The sequence below is a fragment of the Actinosynnema sp. NPDC059797 genome (assembly GCF_042732085.1).
Classification (GTDB): Bacteria; Actinomycetota; Actinomycetes; order Mycobacteriales; family Pseudonocardiaceae; genus Actinosynnema.
Genome location: NZ_JBHWIE010000026.1, coordinates 41039 through 56161 on the forward strand (window position 1 = coordinate 41039; position 15123 = coordinate 56161).

The following is a 15123-nucleotide window of genomic DNA, read 5'->3' on the forward strand; positions in this document are numbered from 1 at the left end:
GATGGTCCGCGCCAACCGGGGAACCGAGCTGACCGCCCGCAGCTGGCAGACCGAGGCCGCCCTGCGGATGTTCCACAACAACCTGGACCCGGAGGTCGCCGAGCGGCCCGACGACCTGGTGGTCTACGGCGGCACCGGCAAGGCCGCCCGCGACTGGCCGAGCTTCCACGCCATCACGCGCGAGCTGACCGGCCTGGCCGACGACGAGACGCTGCTGGTGCAGTCCGGCCGCCCGGTCGGCGTGCTGCGCACCCACGAGTGGGCGCCGCGCGTGCTGATCGCGAACTCCAACCTGGTGCCGGACTGGGCGAACTGGCCGGAGTTCCGCCGGCTGGAGGCCGAGGGCCTGACCATGTACGGCCAGATGACCGCCGGCTCGTGGATCTACATCGGCACCCAGGGCATCCTCCAGGGCACCTACGAGACGTTCGCCGCGGTCGCGGAGAAGCGGTTCGGCGGCACGCTCAAGGGCACCCTGACCGTCACCGCCGGCCTCGGCGGCATGGGCGGCGCGCAGCCGCTCGCGGTGACCATGAACGAGGGCGTCGCGCTCTGCGTCGAGGTCGACCCGGCCCGCGCCCGCAGGCGCGTGGAGACCCGCTACCTCGACGAGGTCGCCGACGACCTGGACGACGCGGTCGCCCGCGTGCTCGCGGCCAGGGCCGAGGGCCGCGCCCTGTCCGTCGGCCTGATCGGCAACGCCGCCGAGGTGCTGCCCGAGCTGCTGCGCCGCGACGTGCCGGTGGACGTCGTCACCGACCAGACCTCCGCGCACGACCCGCTGGCGTACCTGCCGAAGGGCGTGTCCGTGGACGACTGGGCCGACTACGCGGCGAAGAAGCCCGACGAGTTCACCGACCGGGCCCGCGAGTCGATGGCCGACCACGTGGGCGCCATGGTCGGCTTCCTGGACCGCGGCGCCGAGGTGTTCGACTACGGCAACTCGCTGCGCGGCGAGGCCAAGCTCGGCGGCTGCGAGCGGGCGTTCGACTTCCCCGGCTTCGTGCCCGCCTACATCCGGCCGCTGTTCTGCGAGGGCAAGGGCCCGTTCCGGTGGGCGGCGCTGTCCGGCGACCCGTCCGACATCGCCAAGACCGACCGGGCGATCCTGGAGCTGTTCCCGGAGGACGAGAAGCTGGCCCGCTGGATCCGGCTGGCCGGCGAGCGGGTGGAGTTCCAGGGCCTGCCCGCCCGCATCTGCTGGCTCGGCTACGGCGAGCGGCACCGCGCGGGGCTGCGGTTCAACGAGATGGTGGCCTCCGGCGAGCTGTCCGCGCCGATCGTGATCGGCCGCGACCACCTCGACTGCGGCTCGGTGGCCTCCCCGTACCGGGAGACCGAGGCCATGGCCGACGGCTCGGACGCCATCGCGGACTGGCCGCTGCTCAACGCCCTGGTCAACACCGCCTCGGGCGCCACGTGGGTGTCGCTGCACCACGGCGGCGGCGTCGGCATCGGCCGCTCGATCCACGCGGGCCAGGTGACCGTCGCGGACGGCACGGAGCTGGCCGCGCGCAAGATCGAGCGGGTGCTGACCAACGACCCGGCCATGGGCGTGATCCGGCACGTGGACGCGGGGTACGAGCGGGCCGCCGAGGTGGCCGCCGCGAAGGGCGTCGCGGTGCCCATGGCGGGTGCGGAGTGACCGGCCTCGCGGACCTCGCCGACGTCGGCCGCGACCGGCGGCGGGGCGGGTACTCCCGGCACGGCTTCGACCGCGCCGAGCTGGAGCTGCGCGCGTGGTTCACCGAGCAGGCCCGGAGGCGGGGCCTGGACGTGCGGCCCGACCGCAACGGCAACCTGTGGGCGTGGTGGGGCGAGCCGGGGCCGGGCGCCGTGGTCACGGGCAGCCACCTGGACTCGGTGCCCGGCGGCGGCGCGTTCGACGGGCCGCTGGGCGTGGTGTCCGCGCTCCAGGCCGTGGACCTGCTGCGCGCCCGCGGCTTCACGCCGGCCAAGCCGCTGGCGGTCGTGGTGTTCGTGGAGGAGGAGGGCGGGCGCTTCGGCGTGGCCTGCCTGGGCTCGCGGCTGATGACGGGCGCGATCCCCGCCGACGCCGCGTGCGCGCTGACCGACGCGGACGGCGTCACGTTCGGCGAGGCGGCCCACGCGGCGGGCTTCGACCCGCTGCGCATGGGCCGCGACGACCGGGCGCTCGCGTCGATCGGCGCGTTCGTCGAGCTGCACGTGGAGCAGGGGCGCGGGCTGGCGGAGCCGGTCGGGTTGGCGTCGTCGATCCTGGCGCACGGCCGGTGGCGCCTCACCTTCACCGGCGAGGGCAACCACGCGGGCGCGACCCCGGTCGAGGACCGCCGCGACCCGATGCTCCCGGCCGCCGCGACGGTGCTGGCCACCCGGCGGGCCGCGACGGGCGGCGCGCGGGCGACCGTGGGGCGGGTCGTGCCCAACCCCGGCGGCACCAACGTGATCGCCTCGTCCGTGGACCTGTGGCTGGACGCCCGCGCCGACGACGAGCCGCGCACCCGGGAGGTGGTCGCCGAGATCACGGCGGCGGCCGAGGAGGCCGCCCGGGACGAGGGTTGCGAGGTGGTCGTGCGCGAGGAGAGCTGGGGCGGGACGGTGACCTTCGACGCCGGGCTGCTGGCCGAGGTGCGCGCGGCGCTGGGCGCGGACACGCCCGCGCTGCCCACCGGGGCCGGGCACGACGCGGGCATCCTGGCCGCGCACGTGCCCACCGCGATGCTGTTCGTGCGCAACCCCACCGGGGTGAGCCACGCGCCGGGCGAGCACGCCGAGCCGGACGACTGCGCGGCGGGCGTGGTGGCGCTGGCGTCGACGCTGGAGCACCTGGCGCGGTGAGGGGCTTCTGGCTGGAGCGGGCGTGGCTGCCGGACGGGCCGGCCTCGCGGGTGCTGGTGCGCGCGGACGGCGGGCGCATCACCAGCGTGTCCACTGTGGACACGATACCGCTCGGCGTGGAACGCCTGCGCGGCATGGTGCTCCCGGGTTTCGCGAACGCCCACTCGCACGCGTTCCACCGGGCGCTGCGCGGGCGCACGCACGGCGACGGCGGCACGTTCTGGACGTGGCGCGAGCGGATGTACGCGCTGGCGGAGCGGCTGACGCCCGAGGCGTACCTGGGGCTGGCGCGGGCGGTCTACGCGGAGATGGCCGTGGCCGGCGTGACGGCGGTCGGCGAGTTCCACTACCTGCACGCGGGCGGCAACGAGATGGGCGAGGCGCTGCGGGCCGCCGCCGCCGAGGCCGGGATCCGGCTCACCCTGCTGGACGCCTGCTACCTCGCCGGCGGGATCGGCGAACCGGTGCGCGGCGTCCAGGAGCGGTTCTCCGACGGCACGGCGGAGCGGTGGGCGTCCCGGGTGGCCGGGCTGCGCGAGGACGCGAACACCAGGGTCGGCGCGGCGATCCACTCCGTGCGGGCCGTGCCGCGCGAGGCGCTGCCCCTGGTCGCGGGCGCGTTCCCGGACCGGCCGCTGCACGTGCACCTGTCGGAGCAGCCGGCGGAGAACCGGGCCTGCCTGGACGCGTACGGGGTGACGCCGACGCGGTTGCTGGCCGAGGCCGGCGCGCTGACGCCGCGCACGACCGCCGTGCACGGCACCCACCTGACCGCCGAGGACGTCTCGCTGCTGGGCTCCTCGGGCACGGGCGTGTGCTTCTGCCCGACCACGGAGGCGGACCTGGCCGACGGCATCGGCCCGGCGCGGGAGCTGGCGGACGCCGGGTCGCCGCTGTCGCTGGGCAGCGACCAGCACGCGGTGGTCGACCCGCTGCTGGAGGCGCGGGCCCTGGAGCACGGCGAGCGCCTGCGGACCGGGACCAGGGGCCGGTTCACGCCCGCCGAGCTGGTCGCGGCGCTGGCCAACCACGCGGCGATCGGGTGGCCGGAGGCGGGCCGGATCGAGGTCGGCGCGCCGTGCGACCTGGTGGCGGTGCGGCTGGACTCGGCGCGCACCGCCGGGGTCTCACCCGACCAGGTGGTCCTGGCGGCCACCGCGTCCGACGTGGCGACGGTCGTGTCCGGCGGCCGGGTGGTGGCGCGCGACGGCGTGCACGAGACCCTGGGCGACGTCGGGCGGCTGCTGGGGGAGGTGCTGTGAGCACGCTGGTCACCGGCATCGGTGAGCTGACCACGAACGACCCGGGGCTGGGTCGCGTCACGGGCGCGGCGCTCGTGGTCGAGGGCGGCGCGGTGGCGTGGGTCGGGCCCGCCTCGTCCGCGCCCGCCGCCGACGAGGCGGTGGACGTCGGCGGGCGGGCCGTGCTGCCGGGGTGGGTGGACAGCCACACGCACCTGGTGTTCGCGGGGGACCGGACCGCCGAGTTCGAGGCCCGGGTGGCGGGTCGGGCGTACGAGGCGGGCGGGATCGCGGTGACCGTGGCCGCGACGCGGGAGGCGTCGGACGAGGAGCTGGCCGCGAACCTGCGGCGGCACGTGGCCGAGGCCGCCGCGCAGGGCACCACGACCGTCGAGACCAAGACCGGGTACGGGTTGGGCGTGGCGGACGAGCTGCGGTCCGCGCGCCTCGCGGCGGCCGAGGTGGACGAGGTGACGTTCCTCGGGGCGCACCTGGTGCCGCCGGGCGCGGACGCCGACGAGTACGTGGCCCTGGTGACGGGGGAGATGCTGGACGCGGTCGCGCCGCACGTGCGGTGGGCGGACGTGTTCTGCGAGGTCGGCGCGTTCGACGAGGACCGGTCGCGGGCCGTGCTGCTGGCCGCCGCCGCGCGCGGCCTGGGGCTGCGCGTGCACGGGAACCAGCTCGGCGAGGGGCCGGGCGTGCGGCTGGCGGTGGAGCTGGGCGCGGCGAGCGTCGACCACTGCACGCACCTGTCCGGCGCGGACGTGGACGCGCTGGCCGGATCCCCGACCGTCGCCACCCTGCTGCCCGCGTGCGACCTGTCCACCCGGCAGCCCCTGGCGCCGGCCCGCCGGCTGCTGGACGCGGGCGCGACCGTGGCGCTGGCCAGCAACTGCAACCCGGGCAGCTCGTACACGACCTCGATGGCGTTCTGCGTGGCCACGGCCGTGCTCCAGATGGGGCTGACGGTGGAGGAGGCCGTCACCGCCGCCACCCTGGGCGGCGCGCGGGCGCTGCGCCGCGACGACGTGGGCCACCTCGGCGTGGGCGCGCGGGCCGACCTGCACGTGCTCGACGCGCCGTCGGCCACGCACCTGGCGTACCGGCCCGGCGTGCCGCTGACGCACGCGGTGTGGCGGGCGGGCGTGCGGCTGCGGTGACCCGCCGTGGTCCCGGGGCGCCCGGGACCACGGACGGGGTCAGCCGTTCACGAGCTGGACCTCGCCCTCCAGGTCGACCCTGGTGTAGTCGGGGCTCATGACCAGCGAGGACCGGTAGTACGACGCCTTCGCGCGGAAGGGGTGGTCCTCGGCGAGGATCACGAAGGTGGCGTGCTGCTCCTCGCCGGTGCACGAGTCCGACTGGGTGTGCGAGCCGGTGGCGATGTCCGGGCCGACCCGCTGGTTGAGCAGGAAGCTCAGGGTGTACCACCGGTGGGCGGGGCAGGTGAAGGTGAGGTTCACCTCGACCACCGCGCCGCGGGCCTTCCTGAGCAGGGGCTGCTGGAGCTCCAGGACGGGGGCGGACGGCGAGTCGGAGCCGACGTCGGCGCTGCTCGGCAGGGCGACGCCGAGCGCCACGGCGGCGACCACGGCGGCGCCGACCGACGCCTTGCCCAGGGTGGACGGGATCTTCTTCACGGGATCTCCTCGGTTCGTTCGGTGCGGGGTGGGGCGGGGCTCAGCCGTTGACGACCTCGACCTCGCGCCGGCTGGTCACGTTGTCGTACTGGGAGACCCGGCCGAGCCTGGCCTGCACGTACGCCGACTTGGCGACGAAGGGGATGTCGACGGCCTCGACGCCCACCGTGACCTGCTGCTCCTCACCGGTGCACAGGGGCCACGCCTGCCGGTGGACCGTCTTGACCGTCGAGCGGATCCGCTGGGTGAACGTGACGTCCAGGATGGCCCTCGTGGGGACCCGGCAGTTGACCTTGAAGGTCACCTCCACCACCGCGCCGCGGGTCTTCCTGACCGCCGGCGACTCGATCTCCAGGACTACGGGCGGCGAGTCGTCGCCCACCTGGGCGCCGGCCGGCAGCGCGGACGCGAACGCGGCGCCGGCGATCAGGGCGGTGGCCACGGCGGCCTTCGCCGGGCTCAGTGGTCGTGTTCGCAAGGGTTCTCCTCCGGTTGGGTGGAAGCCAGGCCGATCAGCAGCCCGGCGGTCAGCAGGGTCACGGGCAGGTGCCAGAGGAAGTCGAAACCGCTGTGCACCAGCAGCGCGACCAGGCCGGCGGCGGCACCGACCCACGGCGCGCCGGGCCGTCCCCGCCACACGACGACGGCGACGGCGGCCAGCACGGCCACCAGGAGCACCAGGCCGACGAGACCGAGTTCGACCAGGACCTGGACGTATTCGTTGTGCGCGTACCGCATGACGCGCGTCCCGCCGGCGGGACCGGTGAGGGTCAACCAGCCGCGCCCCGGGCCCGCGCCCGTCCACGGCCGTGCGGCGACCTGCTCGAACGCCGCCCGCAGCGCGGCCTCGCGGTCGGGGGAGTCGACGGTCAGCCGGGTGCCGGACACCGCCGCCAGGCGGTCCCACGACGCCCACGCGGCGACCGCGACCAGCGCGGACCCGACGGGCACGCCGACCCGCCGCACCCCCTCCCGCGACAGGCCCAGCGCCACCGCGAGACCGGCCGCCAGGCCGAGGAACGCGAGCGGCGGGTTCGCGGGCGCCGCGGCCGGCACCGACGGCGCGAGCACGGCCAGGGCGACCAGCGCCCCGAGCACGGCGGGCGGCGCGTGCCGCGCGACCGCGCGGGGACCGGCGAACGCGCACAGCGCCAGCAGGCCCACCACCAGGGCGACCACCCCGGCCCGGCTCAGCGTCGCGCCGAGGCCGACCAGCAGCGCGTACGCCGCCGCGACCAGGCCGGGCGACCCGGGTCTCGCGGTGCGCAGGCCCAGGGCGAGCAGGGCGAGCGCGGCGAACAGGGCGGCGGCGGAGTTCGGGTAGGTCACCGTGCTGGAGGCCCTGGTCAGCCCCTCGGAGACCATCGACCACGACGGGACGCGGAACACGACCGCCGCCCACCCCACGAGGGCGGCGGCCGCGCCCAGGCCCAGCAGGGCCGACGCCGCCAGGTCGCGCTGGGCCGGGGTCGCCTGCCGGGCCACGACCGCCGCGGCGGCGAGCGTGCCGAGCGCGGCGACCGTCGGCAGCGCGTCCGCCGGCCGCCCGTGGGAGAACGCGAGCGCCAGCGCCCAAACCGACAGCGCGCCGCACGCCCACGGCAGCGGCCCGGCGGCCGGGCGCGTGCGCAAGACGAGCAGGAGCGCGAGCCCGGCCAGCACCGCGGACAGGACGCGCCCCGGCAGGTGGTAGCCGCCCTGCGCGACCACGGCCGCCGCGATGGCGGCCAGCAGGACCGGGAGGTGGGTCGGCACCGACGTGCCGGTGGGCACCCGTTCGAGTTGGACCGGCACGGCTCTCCCCAAGTTGCACCGCTGGAGCCCTCCGACGCGCGGATGCTATCCACGGGATCGACCGCTGGTAAAGAAAACTTACAAACTAGCCCGCCCGGCGGGCGACCATGCGTGCCGACGCCGTTCCTCTTGGCGCACAAGGGGGAACGGCCTCGCCTGTTCGGTCGGCGGACCCCGCCGGCCCTGGCCTCCGCCCACCTGGAGCGGCTCCACGTGGCCGGATCGGCGCGACGGGGGCAGGCTTGGCGGTATGGAGCACACCCAGCTCGGCCGTTCCGGCCTGTCCGTGTCCCGGCTCTGCCTCGGGACGATGAACTTCGGCCCGGAGACCTCCGAGGCCGACAGCCACGCGATCATGGACCGGGCCCACGAGCACGGCTTGAACTTCTTCGACACCGCCGACGTCTACGGCTGGCAGAAGGGCGAGGGCGTCACCGAGCAGATCATCGGCCGGTGGTTCGCGCAGGGCGGCGGCCGGCGCGAGCGGACCGTGCTGGCCACCAAGCTCTACGGCGACATGGGGGACTGGCCGAACGAGAAGCGCCTGTCCGCCCTGCACATCCGGCGCGCCGCCGACGCGTCCCTCAAGCGGCTCCAGACCGACTACATCGACCTGTACCAGATGCACCACGTGGACCGGAACACGCCGTGGGACGAGATCTGGGAGGCGTTCTCGGTCCTGCGCCAGCAGGGCAAGGTGATCTACTTCGGGTCGTCGAACTTCGCCGGGTGGCACATCGCCCAGGCCCAGGAGGCGGCCCGGAACCGGCACTTCCTCGGCCTGGTCAGCGAGCAGTCGATCTACAACCTGATGAACCGGTACGTGGAGCTGGAGGTCCTGCCCGCCGCCCTCCACTACGGCCTGGGCGTGATCCCGTGGTCCCCGCTGCACGGCGGCCTGCTCGGCGGCGTGCTGCGCAAGCAGCGCGAGGGCGGCGGTTCGCGCGGCAACAGCGGGCGCAGCGCGGACGCCCTGGAGAAGAACCGGGACGCCGTGGAGGCCTACGAGAAGCTGGCCGCGGACCTCGGCGAGGACCCGGCCCACCTCGGCCTGGCGTGGCTGCTGCACCGCGAGGGCGTGACGGCGCCGATCATCGGCCCCCGGACCGGGGACCAGCTCGACGGCTCGCTGCGCGCGGTGGAGATCAAGCTCGACGGCGAGGTGCTGGACCGCCTGGACGAGCTGTTCCCGGCGCCCGGCCCGAACGGCAGCAAGCCCGCGCCGGAGGCGTACGCCTGGTGACCGCGGCGGACGGCAGCCCGGTCGAGGTCTACACCCTGCTGCCGCCCCTGGGCGAGGCCGAGCTGGTGCACGGCGTCCTCCCGCCGGGAGCCGGGGTGCTGGACCTCGGGTGCGGCACGGGGCGGGTCGCGCACCGGCTGGTCGAGCTCGGCCACCCGGTCGTCGGCGTGGACGAGTCGCCGGAGATGCTCGCCCACCTCCGCGGCGTCACCGGCGTGCGGGGGCGCATCCAGGACCTGCGCCTGGGCACCCGCTTCCCGGGCGTCCTGCTGGCCGCGCACCTGGTCAACACCCCCGAGGGCCCGCGCGCCCTGCTCGCGGCCGCCGCCCGCCACCTCGACCGGGACGGCAGGCTGGTCGTCCAGTGGCACCCGCCCGGCTGGTTCGACGGCGTCGCCGACGGGCAGGGCGGCGACGCCGGGCCCGTCCGCACCGGGCTGCGCGACGTGCGCCGGGACGGCGACCTGCTCCACGCGACCGTCGACTACCTGGTCGACGGCCGCCGCTGGGAGCACCCGTTCACCGCGCGCCGCCTGACCGTCGACGAGCTGGACGACGAGCTGGCCGCCGTCGGGTTGGCGCGCGACGCGTGGCTGGCCGAGGACCTGACCTGGTTCAGCGCCCGGCACGCCTGAGCGGGGTGGCCCCCCTCCCGGGACGGGGAGGCTCACCCCGCGCGCTCCTTGAGGTGGTCGTCCAGGGGGACGAGCGCGGCCCACAGCTGCTCGAAGTGCTCGCTGAAGCAGCGCTGGAACTCCGCGCTCTCGACGCTGAGCCCGCTCAACCCCTGGCGCGCCCGACCTGTAGAACTCCTCGTTGTCGCGGTACCACGTGGTGTCGAGCGGTCGGCGCTCCACGCCCGCGCCGGCCCCGACCGCCGAGCCGGGGGACTGCGCCCGCGCGCCCAGGTTGATCTCCATCCAGAGGGCGTGCGGCTCCGGGAGCTTGCCCGGGGGCGCGTCGCACGCCTTGGCGAACTCCTCGACGAACGCCCACCTGGGCAGCCGCCTGCCGTTGAGCACCGCCGACACGGACTGCCTGCTGTAGCCGATCTTCTTCGCCAAGGTCGATTCGCTCAGGTCGCCGGCGCGCAGGCGGAGTTCCTCCAGCTCCCGGACCAGCGGACCCGGGTCCGGCCGGGGGCCTCGTCGTCGCCGCGGGAGACGTCGGGGAGGCCCTGAACGCGGACGAGGCCCCCACCCGGGCACGGGCGGGGGCCTCGGTCACCGGGGCGCCTCAGTCCTCGAAGTCGTCCTCGTCGTCGCGCGCCAGGTACGTGGCCAGGCGCTCGATCGCCGTCTCGAACTCGGGGTTGGCGTCGACGAACCCGCGCAGCTTGTCGGCCAGCCAGGCGAGGCTGACCTCCTCCTCGCCGCGCCGGCTCTCCAGCTCCTCGATGCCTCGGTCGGTGAAGTACACGATCCCTACTCGAACGCCTTGGTGATCAGCTCGCGCTGCTCGACCTCGTGGACCTTGGACGACCCGGCGGACGGCGCGGCCATCGGGCGCCGGGACACGCGCTTGACGCGGAACCGGTCGGGCAGCAGCTCCGGCAGGGCCAGGCCGAAGAACGGCCACGCGCCCTGGTTCGCCGGCTCCTCCTGGACCCAGCGGACCTCGGCGGCGTTCGGGTAGCTCTCCAGCGCCTCGGTCAGCTTGCGCGCCGGCACCGGGTACAGCTGCTCGACGCGCACGATGGCCACGTCCTTGGCGCCGCGCTTCTCCTGCTCGGCCAGCAGCTCGTAGTAGATCTTGCCGTAGCACAGGATGACCTTGGTGACCTCGGACTTCACCACGTTCCGGTCGTCGATGACCGACTGGAAGCGGTCCTCGACGAAGTGCTCGACCGGGCTGGTCGCGGCCTTCAGGCGCAGCATCGACTTGGGGGTGAACACCACCAGCGGGCGGTTCACGCCGTCCAGCGCGTGCCGGCGCAGCAGGTGGAAGTAGTTCGCCGGGGTCGACGGCACCGCGATCGTCATCGAGCCCTCCGCGCACAGCTGGAGGAACCGCTCGATGCGGCCGGAGGTGTGGTCCGGGCCCTGGCCCTCGTGGCCGTGCGGCAGCAGCAGCACGACGTCGGAGAGCTGGCCCCACTTCGCCTCACCGGACGAGATGAACTCGTCGATGATCGGCTGCGCGCCGTTGACGAAGTCGCCGAACTGCGCCTCCCACAGCACCAGCGCGTCCGGGTTGGCCACCGAGTAGCCGTACTCGAAGCCGAGCGCCGCGAACTCCGACAGCACCGAGTCGTACACCATGAACTTGCCCTGGGTCTCGGCCAGGTGCTGGAGCGGGGTGTACTCGTCGGACTTCTTGCGGTCCACCAGCGTGGCGTGCCGCTGCACGAACGTGCCGCGCCGCGAGTCCTGGCCGGCCAGGCGGACCGTGCGGCCCTCCAGCACCAGCGACCCGAACGCCAGCAGCTCGGCGAACGCCCAGTCGATGCCGCCCTCGCGGGCCATCTTGGCGCGCCGCTCCAGCACCGGCTTCACGCGCGGGTGCGGGGTGAAGCCCTCGGGCAGGTCCACGTGCGCGTCGGCGATCCGCTCGATCACCGAGCGCTCGATGCCGGTGGGCAGCTTGGCCGGGATCTGCTGCTCGGCCTCGATCGACGGCGAGGTCTTGATCGGGTGCTTCTCCAGCTCCCTGACCTCGTTGAACACGTGCTCCAGCTGCGAGGAGAAGTCCTGGAGCGCCTTCTCGGCCTCCTCGACGGAGATGTCGCCGCGACCGATCAGCGCCTCGGTGTAGGTCTTGCGGACCGAGCGCTTGGTGTCGATCACGTCGTACATCGCGGGCTGCGTCATCGACGGGTCGTCGCCCTCGTTGTGGCCGCGCCGCCGGTAGCAGACCATGTCGATGACGACGTCCTTGTGGAACCGCTGCCGGTAGTCCACGGCCAGCTTGGCGACCCAGTAGCACGCCTCGGGGTCGTCGCCGTTCACGTGGAACACGGGCGAGCCGATCATCTTCGCCACGTCGGTCGAGTACTTCGACGACCGCGAGTTCTCCGGCGCGGTGGTGAAGCCGACCTGGTTGTTGACGATGACGTGCACGGTGCCGCCGGTGCGGTAGCCGCGCACGAGCGCCAGGTTCAGCGTCTCGGCGACCACGCCCTGGCCCGCGAACGCGGCGTCGCCGTGCAGCGCGACCGGCAGCACGGTGAAGCCCTCGCCGCCCTTGTCGAGCATGTCCTGCTTGGCGCGGACGATGCCCTCCAGCACCGGGTCCACGGCCTCCAGGTGGGACGGGTTCGCGGTCAGCGACACCTTGGTCTCGCCGTCGCCGAACATGCGGAAGTACTTGCCCTCCGCGCCCAGGTGGTACTTCACGTCGCCGGAGCCGTGCGCCTGGCCCGGGTCGAGGTTGCCCTCGAACTCGCGGAAGATCTGCGAGATCGGCTTGCCGACGATGTTCGCCAGCACGTTCAGCCGGCCGCGGTGCGGCATGCCGATGACGACCTCGTCGATCTCGTGCTCGGCGGCCTTGTCCAGCACCGCGTCCAGCAGCGGGATGACGGTCTCGCCGCCCTCCAGCGAGAACCGCTTCTGGCCGACGTACTTGGTCTGGAGGAAGGTCTCGAACGCCTCGGCGGCGTTGAGCTTCGACAGGATGTACTTCTGCACGGTGGCCGGCGGCTTCTCGTGCGGCACCTCGACGCGCTCCTGGATCCAGAGGCGCTCCTCCGGGTCGAGGATGTGCATGTACTCGACGCCGACCGTGCGGCAGTACGAGTTGCGCAGGACGCCCAGGATGTCGCGCAGCTTCATCCGCTCCTGGCCCGCGAACCCGCCCACCGGGAACTCCCGGTCCAGGTCCCACAGGGTCAGGCCGTGCGACAGGACGTCCAGGTCGCGGTGGCTGCGCTGGCGGTAGTTCAGCGGGTCCGTGTCGGCCATCAGGTGGCCGCGGGTGCGGAACGCGTCGATCAGCTCGATGACGCGGGCGGTCTTGTCGACCGCGCCCTCGGGGATGTCGGCGACCCAGCGGATCGGCTCGTACGGCAGGCGCAGCGAGGTGAAGACGTCGTCGTAGAAGCCGTCCTCGCCCAGCAGGAGCTGGTGGATGCGCTTGAGGAACTCGCCGGACTCCGCGCCCTGGATGATCCGGTGGTCGTAGGTGGAGGTCAGCGTGATGATCTTGCTGACGCCCATGTCCGTCAGGGCCTGCTCGCTGGTGCCCTGGAAGTGCGCCGGGTACTCCATGGCGCCGACGCCGATGATCGCGCCCTGGCCCGCGGTCAGCCGCGGCACCGAGTGGTTGGTGCCGATCGTGCCCGGGTTGGTCAGCGAGATGGTGGTGCCGGAGAAGTCCTCGGCGGTCAGCGCACCGGTCCGCGCCTTGCGGATCAGGTCCTCGTAGGCCTGCCAGAACTGCGTGAACGTCATGTTCTCGCAGCCCTTGATCGAGGCCACGACCAGCGAGCGCGAGCCGTCCTTGCCGGGCAGGTCGATCGCCAGGCCGAAGTTGACGTGCTCGGGCGTGACGACGTTCGGCTTGCCGTCGACCTCGGCGAAGTGCCGGTTCATGTTCGGGAACGCCTGGAGCGCCCGGACCACGGCGTAGCCGATCAGGTGAGTGAAGGAGACCTTGCCGCCGCGCGTGCGCTTGAGGTGGTTGTTGATCACGATGCGGTTGTCGGCCAGCAGCTTGGCCGGCACCGCGCGCACGCTCGTCGCGGTCGGGACGGTGAGCGACAGCTCCATGTTCTTCGCGATGGCGGCGGCGGCGCCGCGCAGCGGCTTGCGCTCCTCGCCCTTGCCCTGCTGCACCGGCGCGGCCTTGGCGGCCTGCGCGGGCGCGGGCTTGCTCGCCGGCTTGGGCGGCGCGGGCTTCTCCGCGGGCTTGGTGTCAGCCGGCTTCGCGGCCGGCGCCGGCGCGGCCTTCGTGGCCGTGGCGGTAGCCGACGCGCTCGACTTGGTCGTGCCGTTCTCCGCGGTGGTCGAGGCCCCGTTGCCGGACCGCTGCGTCGACTTGTAGTCGGCGAAGAAGTCGTGCCACGCCGGGTCTACCGACGACGGGTCGGCGAGGAACTGCTCGTACATCTCCTCGACCAGCCACTCATTGGGGCCGAACTGCGAAGCAGGGCTGCTGCTGGACACGGCTGGCGCTCGCCTCTATCCATCTCGCTCTTGGTAATGACTCACTCATCGCCAGGCTAGTCCCCCGTCTGGTGCAGTTCACACACAGGAGGGGCCCGGCACCGAGTGTTCGCTCACAGGATCGATCCGGTCGCCGCTCCTGTTATGGGTGCTTGAGCATCACTTGAGGTTAAGCCCGTCACGTTCTCCCCGGGCTTCCAACCGCGCACAACAGGACCCACCCCCCTGTGAGCAGTTCAACCACCTGAACACACCCCCCGCCACCAGCAAGTTCAACCAAAAGGTTGACCAAAACGCCCAACCAGCCTACCCTCGTATTCAACCGACAGGTTGAGCAAGGAGGTGGCGGTGGACGACCGCCTGTCAAGGGTCTTCGCGGCCCTGGCCGACCCGATCCGGCGCGACATGGTGGCCCGGCTCGCCACGGGCGACGCCACCGTGAACGAGCTGGCCGAGCCCTACCCGGTCACCGTGCAGGCCGTGTCGAAGCACCTGAAGGTGCTGGAGGAAGCAGGCCTGGTCACGCGCGGCAAGCAGGCGCAGCGGCGACCCGTCCACCTCGAAGCGGAGGTGTTCGACCTGATGACGAAGTGGATCGAGCGCTACCGGCGCGAGGCCGAGCAGCGCTACCGGCGACTCGACGAGGTCCTGCTCGACCTCACCGACCAACAACCCCGAACCGAAGGAGAAGCGTCATGACCACGACGACCCACGCCGAGACCGCGATCGCCGCGGACCCGGCCCTCCCGATCATCCGCATCACCCGCGAGTTCGCCGCGCCGCCCGAGGCGGTCTTCCGCGCCCACACCGACCCGGACCTGGTGGTCAAGTGGATGGGCCCGCGCTCGATCACCATGGAACTGGACCGCTGGGACCCCACCACCGGCGGCGCCTACCGCTTCGTGCACCGCCAGGGCGACGAGGAGTACGGCTTCTACGGCTCCTTCCACGAGGTGCGCCCCTCCGAACGGATCGTCCAGACCTTCACCTTCGAAGGCTTCCCCGACGGCGTCTGCCTGGAGACCCTCACCCTCGAAGACCTGGGGAACAACCGCACCCGCCTGCAAGCCCTCAGCGTCTACGAGTCCCTGGAAGTCCGCGACGCGGCCCTCTCCAGCGGCATGGAAACCGGCGTCGTCGAGGGCTACGAACAGCTCGACGACCTCCTCAACTGACCCCCAACACACCCCGCCCAGCTCGTGGTCTCCCCGTATGGCCTGGGCGCAGCCCAACCGCGCTTGTCAAGGGGTCCACGCCCTTCGGACCCCTTGACGAGT

The 15123-nt window shown here is 73.4% G+C and carries 14 protein-coding genes and 1 pseudogene; 9 read left to right on the top strand and 6 right to left on the bottom strand.

Going from position 1 to position 15123, the window contains the following annotated elements; translation table 11 throughout:
* Position 1: 1 nt before the first annotated feature.
* Genes hutU through hutI form a run of 4 tightly spaced genes read left to right on the top strand, consistent with a single transcriptional unit; the run spans position 2 to position 5224 of the window.
* Positions 2–1645, top strand: coding sequence for a urocanate hydratase (gene hutU / locus ACFV4N_RS10700; protein ID WP_499672271.1), 1644 nt, complete (start codon positions 2–4; stop codon positions 1643–1645).
* Positions 1642–2820: an allantoate amidohydrolase gene (locus tag ACFV4N_RS10705; protein WP_499672256.1), complete on the top strand. Its 1179-nt coding sequence runs from the start codon at positions 1642–1644 to the stop codon at positions 2818–2820. The genes hutU and ACFV4N_RS10705 overlap by 4 nt, the downstream gene beginning before the upstream one ends.
* Positions 2817–4082 (top strand): formimidoylglutamate deiminase, encoded by a 1266-nt coding sequence (locus ACFV4N_RS10710; protein ID WP_499672257.1) that lies wholly within the window; start codon positions 2817–2819, stop codon positions 4080–4082. Before ACFV4N_RS10705 ends, ACFV4N_RS10710 begins: the two co-directional genes overlap by 4 nt.
* Entirely contained in the window at positions 4079–5224 is a 1146-nt protein-coding gene (gene hutI / locus ACFV4N_RS10715) for an imidazolonepropionase (RefSeq protein ID WP_499672258.1), read from the top strand. The genes ACFV4N_RS10710 and hutI overlap by 4 nt, the downstream gene beginning before the upstream one ends.
* A 39-nt stretch (positions 5225–5263) precedes the next feature.
* Here hutI and ACFV4N_RS10720 read toward each other — a convergent pair whose 3' ends face one another.
* From ACFV4N_RS10720 to ACFV4N_RS10730, 3 genes are read right to left on the bottom strand one after another with little or no spacing between them, the layout of a single operon-like run.
* Positions 5264–5704, bottom strand: coding sequence for a hypothetical protein (locus ACFV4N_RS10720; RefSeq protein ID WP_499672259.1), 441 nt, complete (start codon positions 5702–5704; stop codon positions 5264–5266).
* Between the two features lie 40 nt (positions 5705–5744).
* Positions 5745–6182: a hypothetical protein gene (locus ACFV4N_RS10725; protein ID WP_499672260.1), complete on the bottom strand. Its 438-nt coding sequence runs from the start codon at positions 6180–6182 to the stop codon at positions 5745–5747.
* Positions 6164–7498, bottom strand: a complete 1335-nt coding sequence (locus tag ACFV4N_RS10730) for an O-antigen ligase family protein (protein ID WP_499672261.1) — start codon at positions 7496–7498, stop codon at positions 6164–6166. Before ACFV4N_RS10730 ends, ACFV4N_RS10725 begins: the two co-directional genes overlap by 19 nt.
* A 250-nt stretch (positions 7499–7748) precedes the next feature.
* Between ACFV4N_RS10730 and ACFV4N_RS10735 the strand changes: the two genes are divergently transcribed.
* The 3 genes from ACFV4N_RS10735 to ACFV4N_RS10745 all read left to right on the top strand — a co-directional run bounded on the left by ACFV4N_RS10735 (position 7749) and on the right by ACFV4N_RS10745 (position 9788).
* Positions 7749–8741, top strand: coding sequence for an aldo/keto reductase (locus ACFV4N_RS10735; protein ID WP_499672262.1), 993 nt, complete (start codon positions 7749–7751; stop codon positions 8739–8741).
* On the top strand, positions 8738–9376 hold the full coding sequence (locus ACFV4N_RS10740; protein ID WP_499672263.1) for a class I SAM-dependent methyltransferase: 639 nt from the start codon (positions 8738–8740) through the stop codon (positions 9374–9376). Before ACFV4N_RS10735 ends, ACFV4N_RS10740 begins: the two co-directional genes overlap by 4 nt.
* Positions 9377–9557: 181 nt before the next feature.
* Positions 9558–9788, top strand: coding sequence for a hypothetical protein (locus ACFV4N_RS10745; RefSeq protein ID WP_499672264.1), 231 nt, complete (start codon positions 9558–9560; stop codon positions 9786–9788).
* On the opposite strand, the pseudogene ACFV4N_RS10750 reads toward ACFV4N_RS10745, so the two are convergent.
* The 3 genes and pseudogenes from ACFV4N_RS10750 to ACFV4N_RS10760 all read right to left on the bottom strand — a co-directional run.
* Positions 9749–9949 (bottom strand): annotated as a pseudogene (locus ACFV4N_RS10750) (hypothetical protein); the annotation flags it as partial. The gene ACFV4N_RS10745 and the pseudogene ACFV4N_RS10750 overlap by 40 nt on opposite strands.
* Positions 9950–9977: 28 nt before the next feature.
* Complete coding sequence (locus tag ACFV4N_RS10755; RefSeq protein WP_499672265.1) at positions 9978–10160, bottom strand: DUF6104 family protein; 183 nt, start codon at positions 10158–10160, stop codon at positions 9978–9980.
* A gap of 5 nt (positions 10161–10165) precedes the next feature.
* Positions 10166–13846 (bottom strand): multifunctional oxoglutarate decarboxylase/oxoglutarate dehydrogenase thiamine pyrophosphate-binding subunit/dihydrolipoyllysine-residue succinyltransferase subunit, encoded by a 3681-nt coding sequence (locus ACFV4N_RS10760; protein ID WP_499672266.1) that lies wholly within the window; start codon positions 13844–13846, stop codon positions 10166–10168.
* A gap of 348 nt (positions 13847–14194) precedes the next feature.
* On the opposite strand from ACFV4N_RS10760, the gene ACFV4N_RS10765 reads away from it, so the two are divergent.
* Entirely contained in the window at positions 14195–14545 is a 351-nt protein-coding gene (locus ACFV4N_RS10765; protein ID WP_499672267.1) for an ArsR/SmtB family transcription factor, read from the top strand.
* Complete coding sequence (locus ACFV4N_RS10770; RefSeq protein WP_499672268.1) at positions 14542–15021, top strand: SRPBCC family protein; 480 nt, start codon at positions 14542–14544, stop codon at positions 15019–15021. Before ACFV4N_RS10765 ends, ACFV4N_RS10770 begins: the two co-directional genes overlap by 4 nt.
* The last annotated feature ends 102 nt before the right edge of the window (positions 15022–15123 follow it).

Bases quoted from the DNA above. Each gene is read 5' to 3' on its own strand.
- hutU (WP_499672271.1), top strand. From the start codon at position 2: ATGGTCCGCGCCAACCGGGGAACCGAGCTGACCGCCCGCAGCTGGCAG.
- ACFV4N_RS10735 (WP_499672262.1), top strand. From the start codon at position 7,749: ATGGAGCACACCCAGCTCGGCCGTTCCGGCCTGTCCGTGTCCCGGCTC.
- ACFV4N_RS10770 (WP_499672268.1), top strand. From the start codon at position 14,542: ATGACCACGACGACCCACGCCGAGACCGCGATCGCCGCGGACCCGGCC.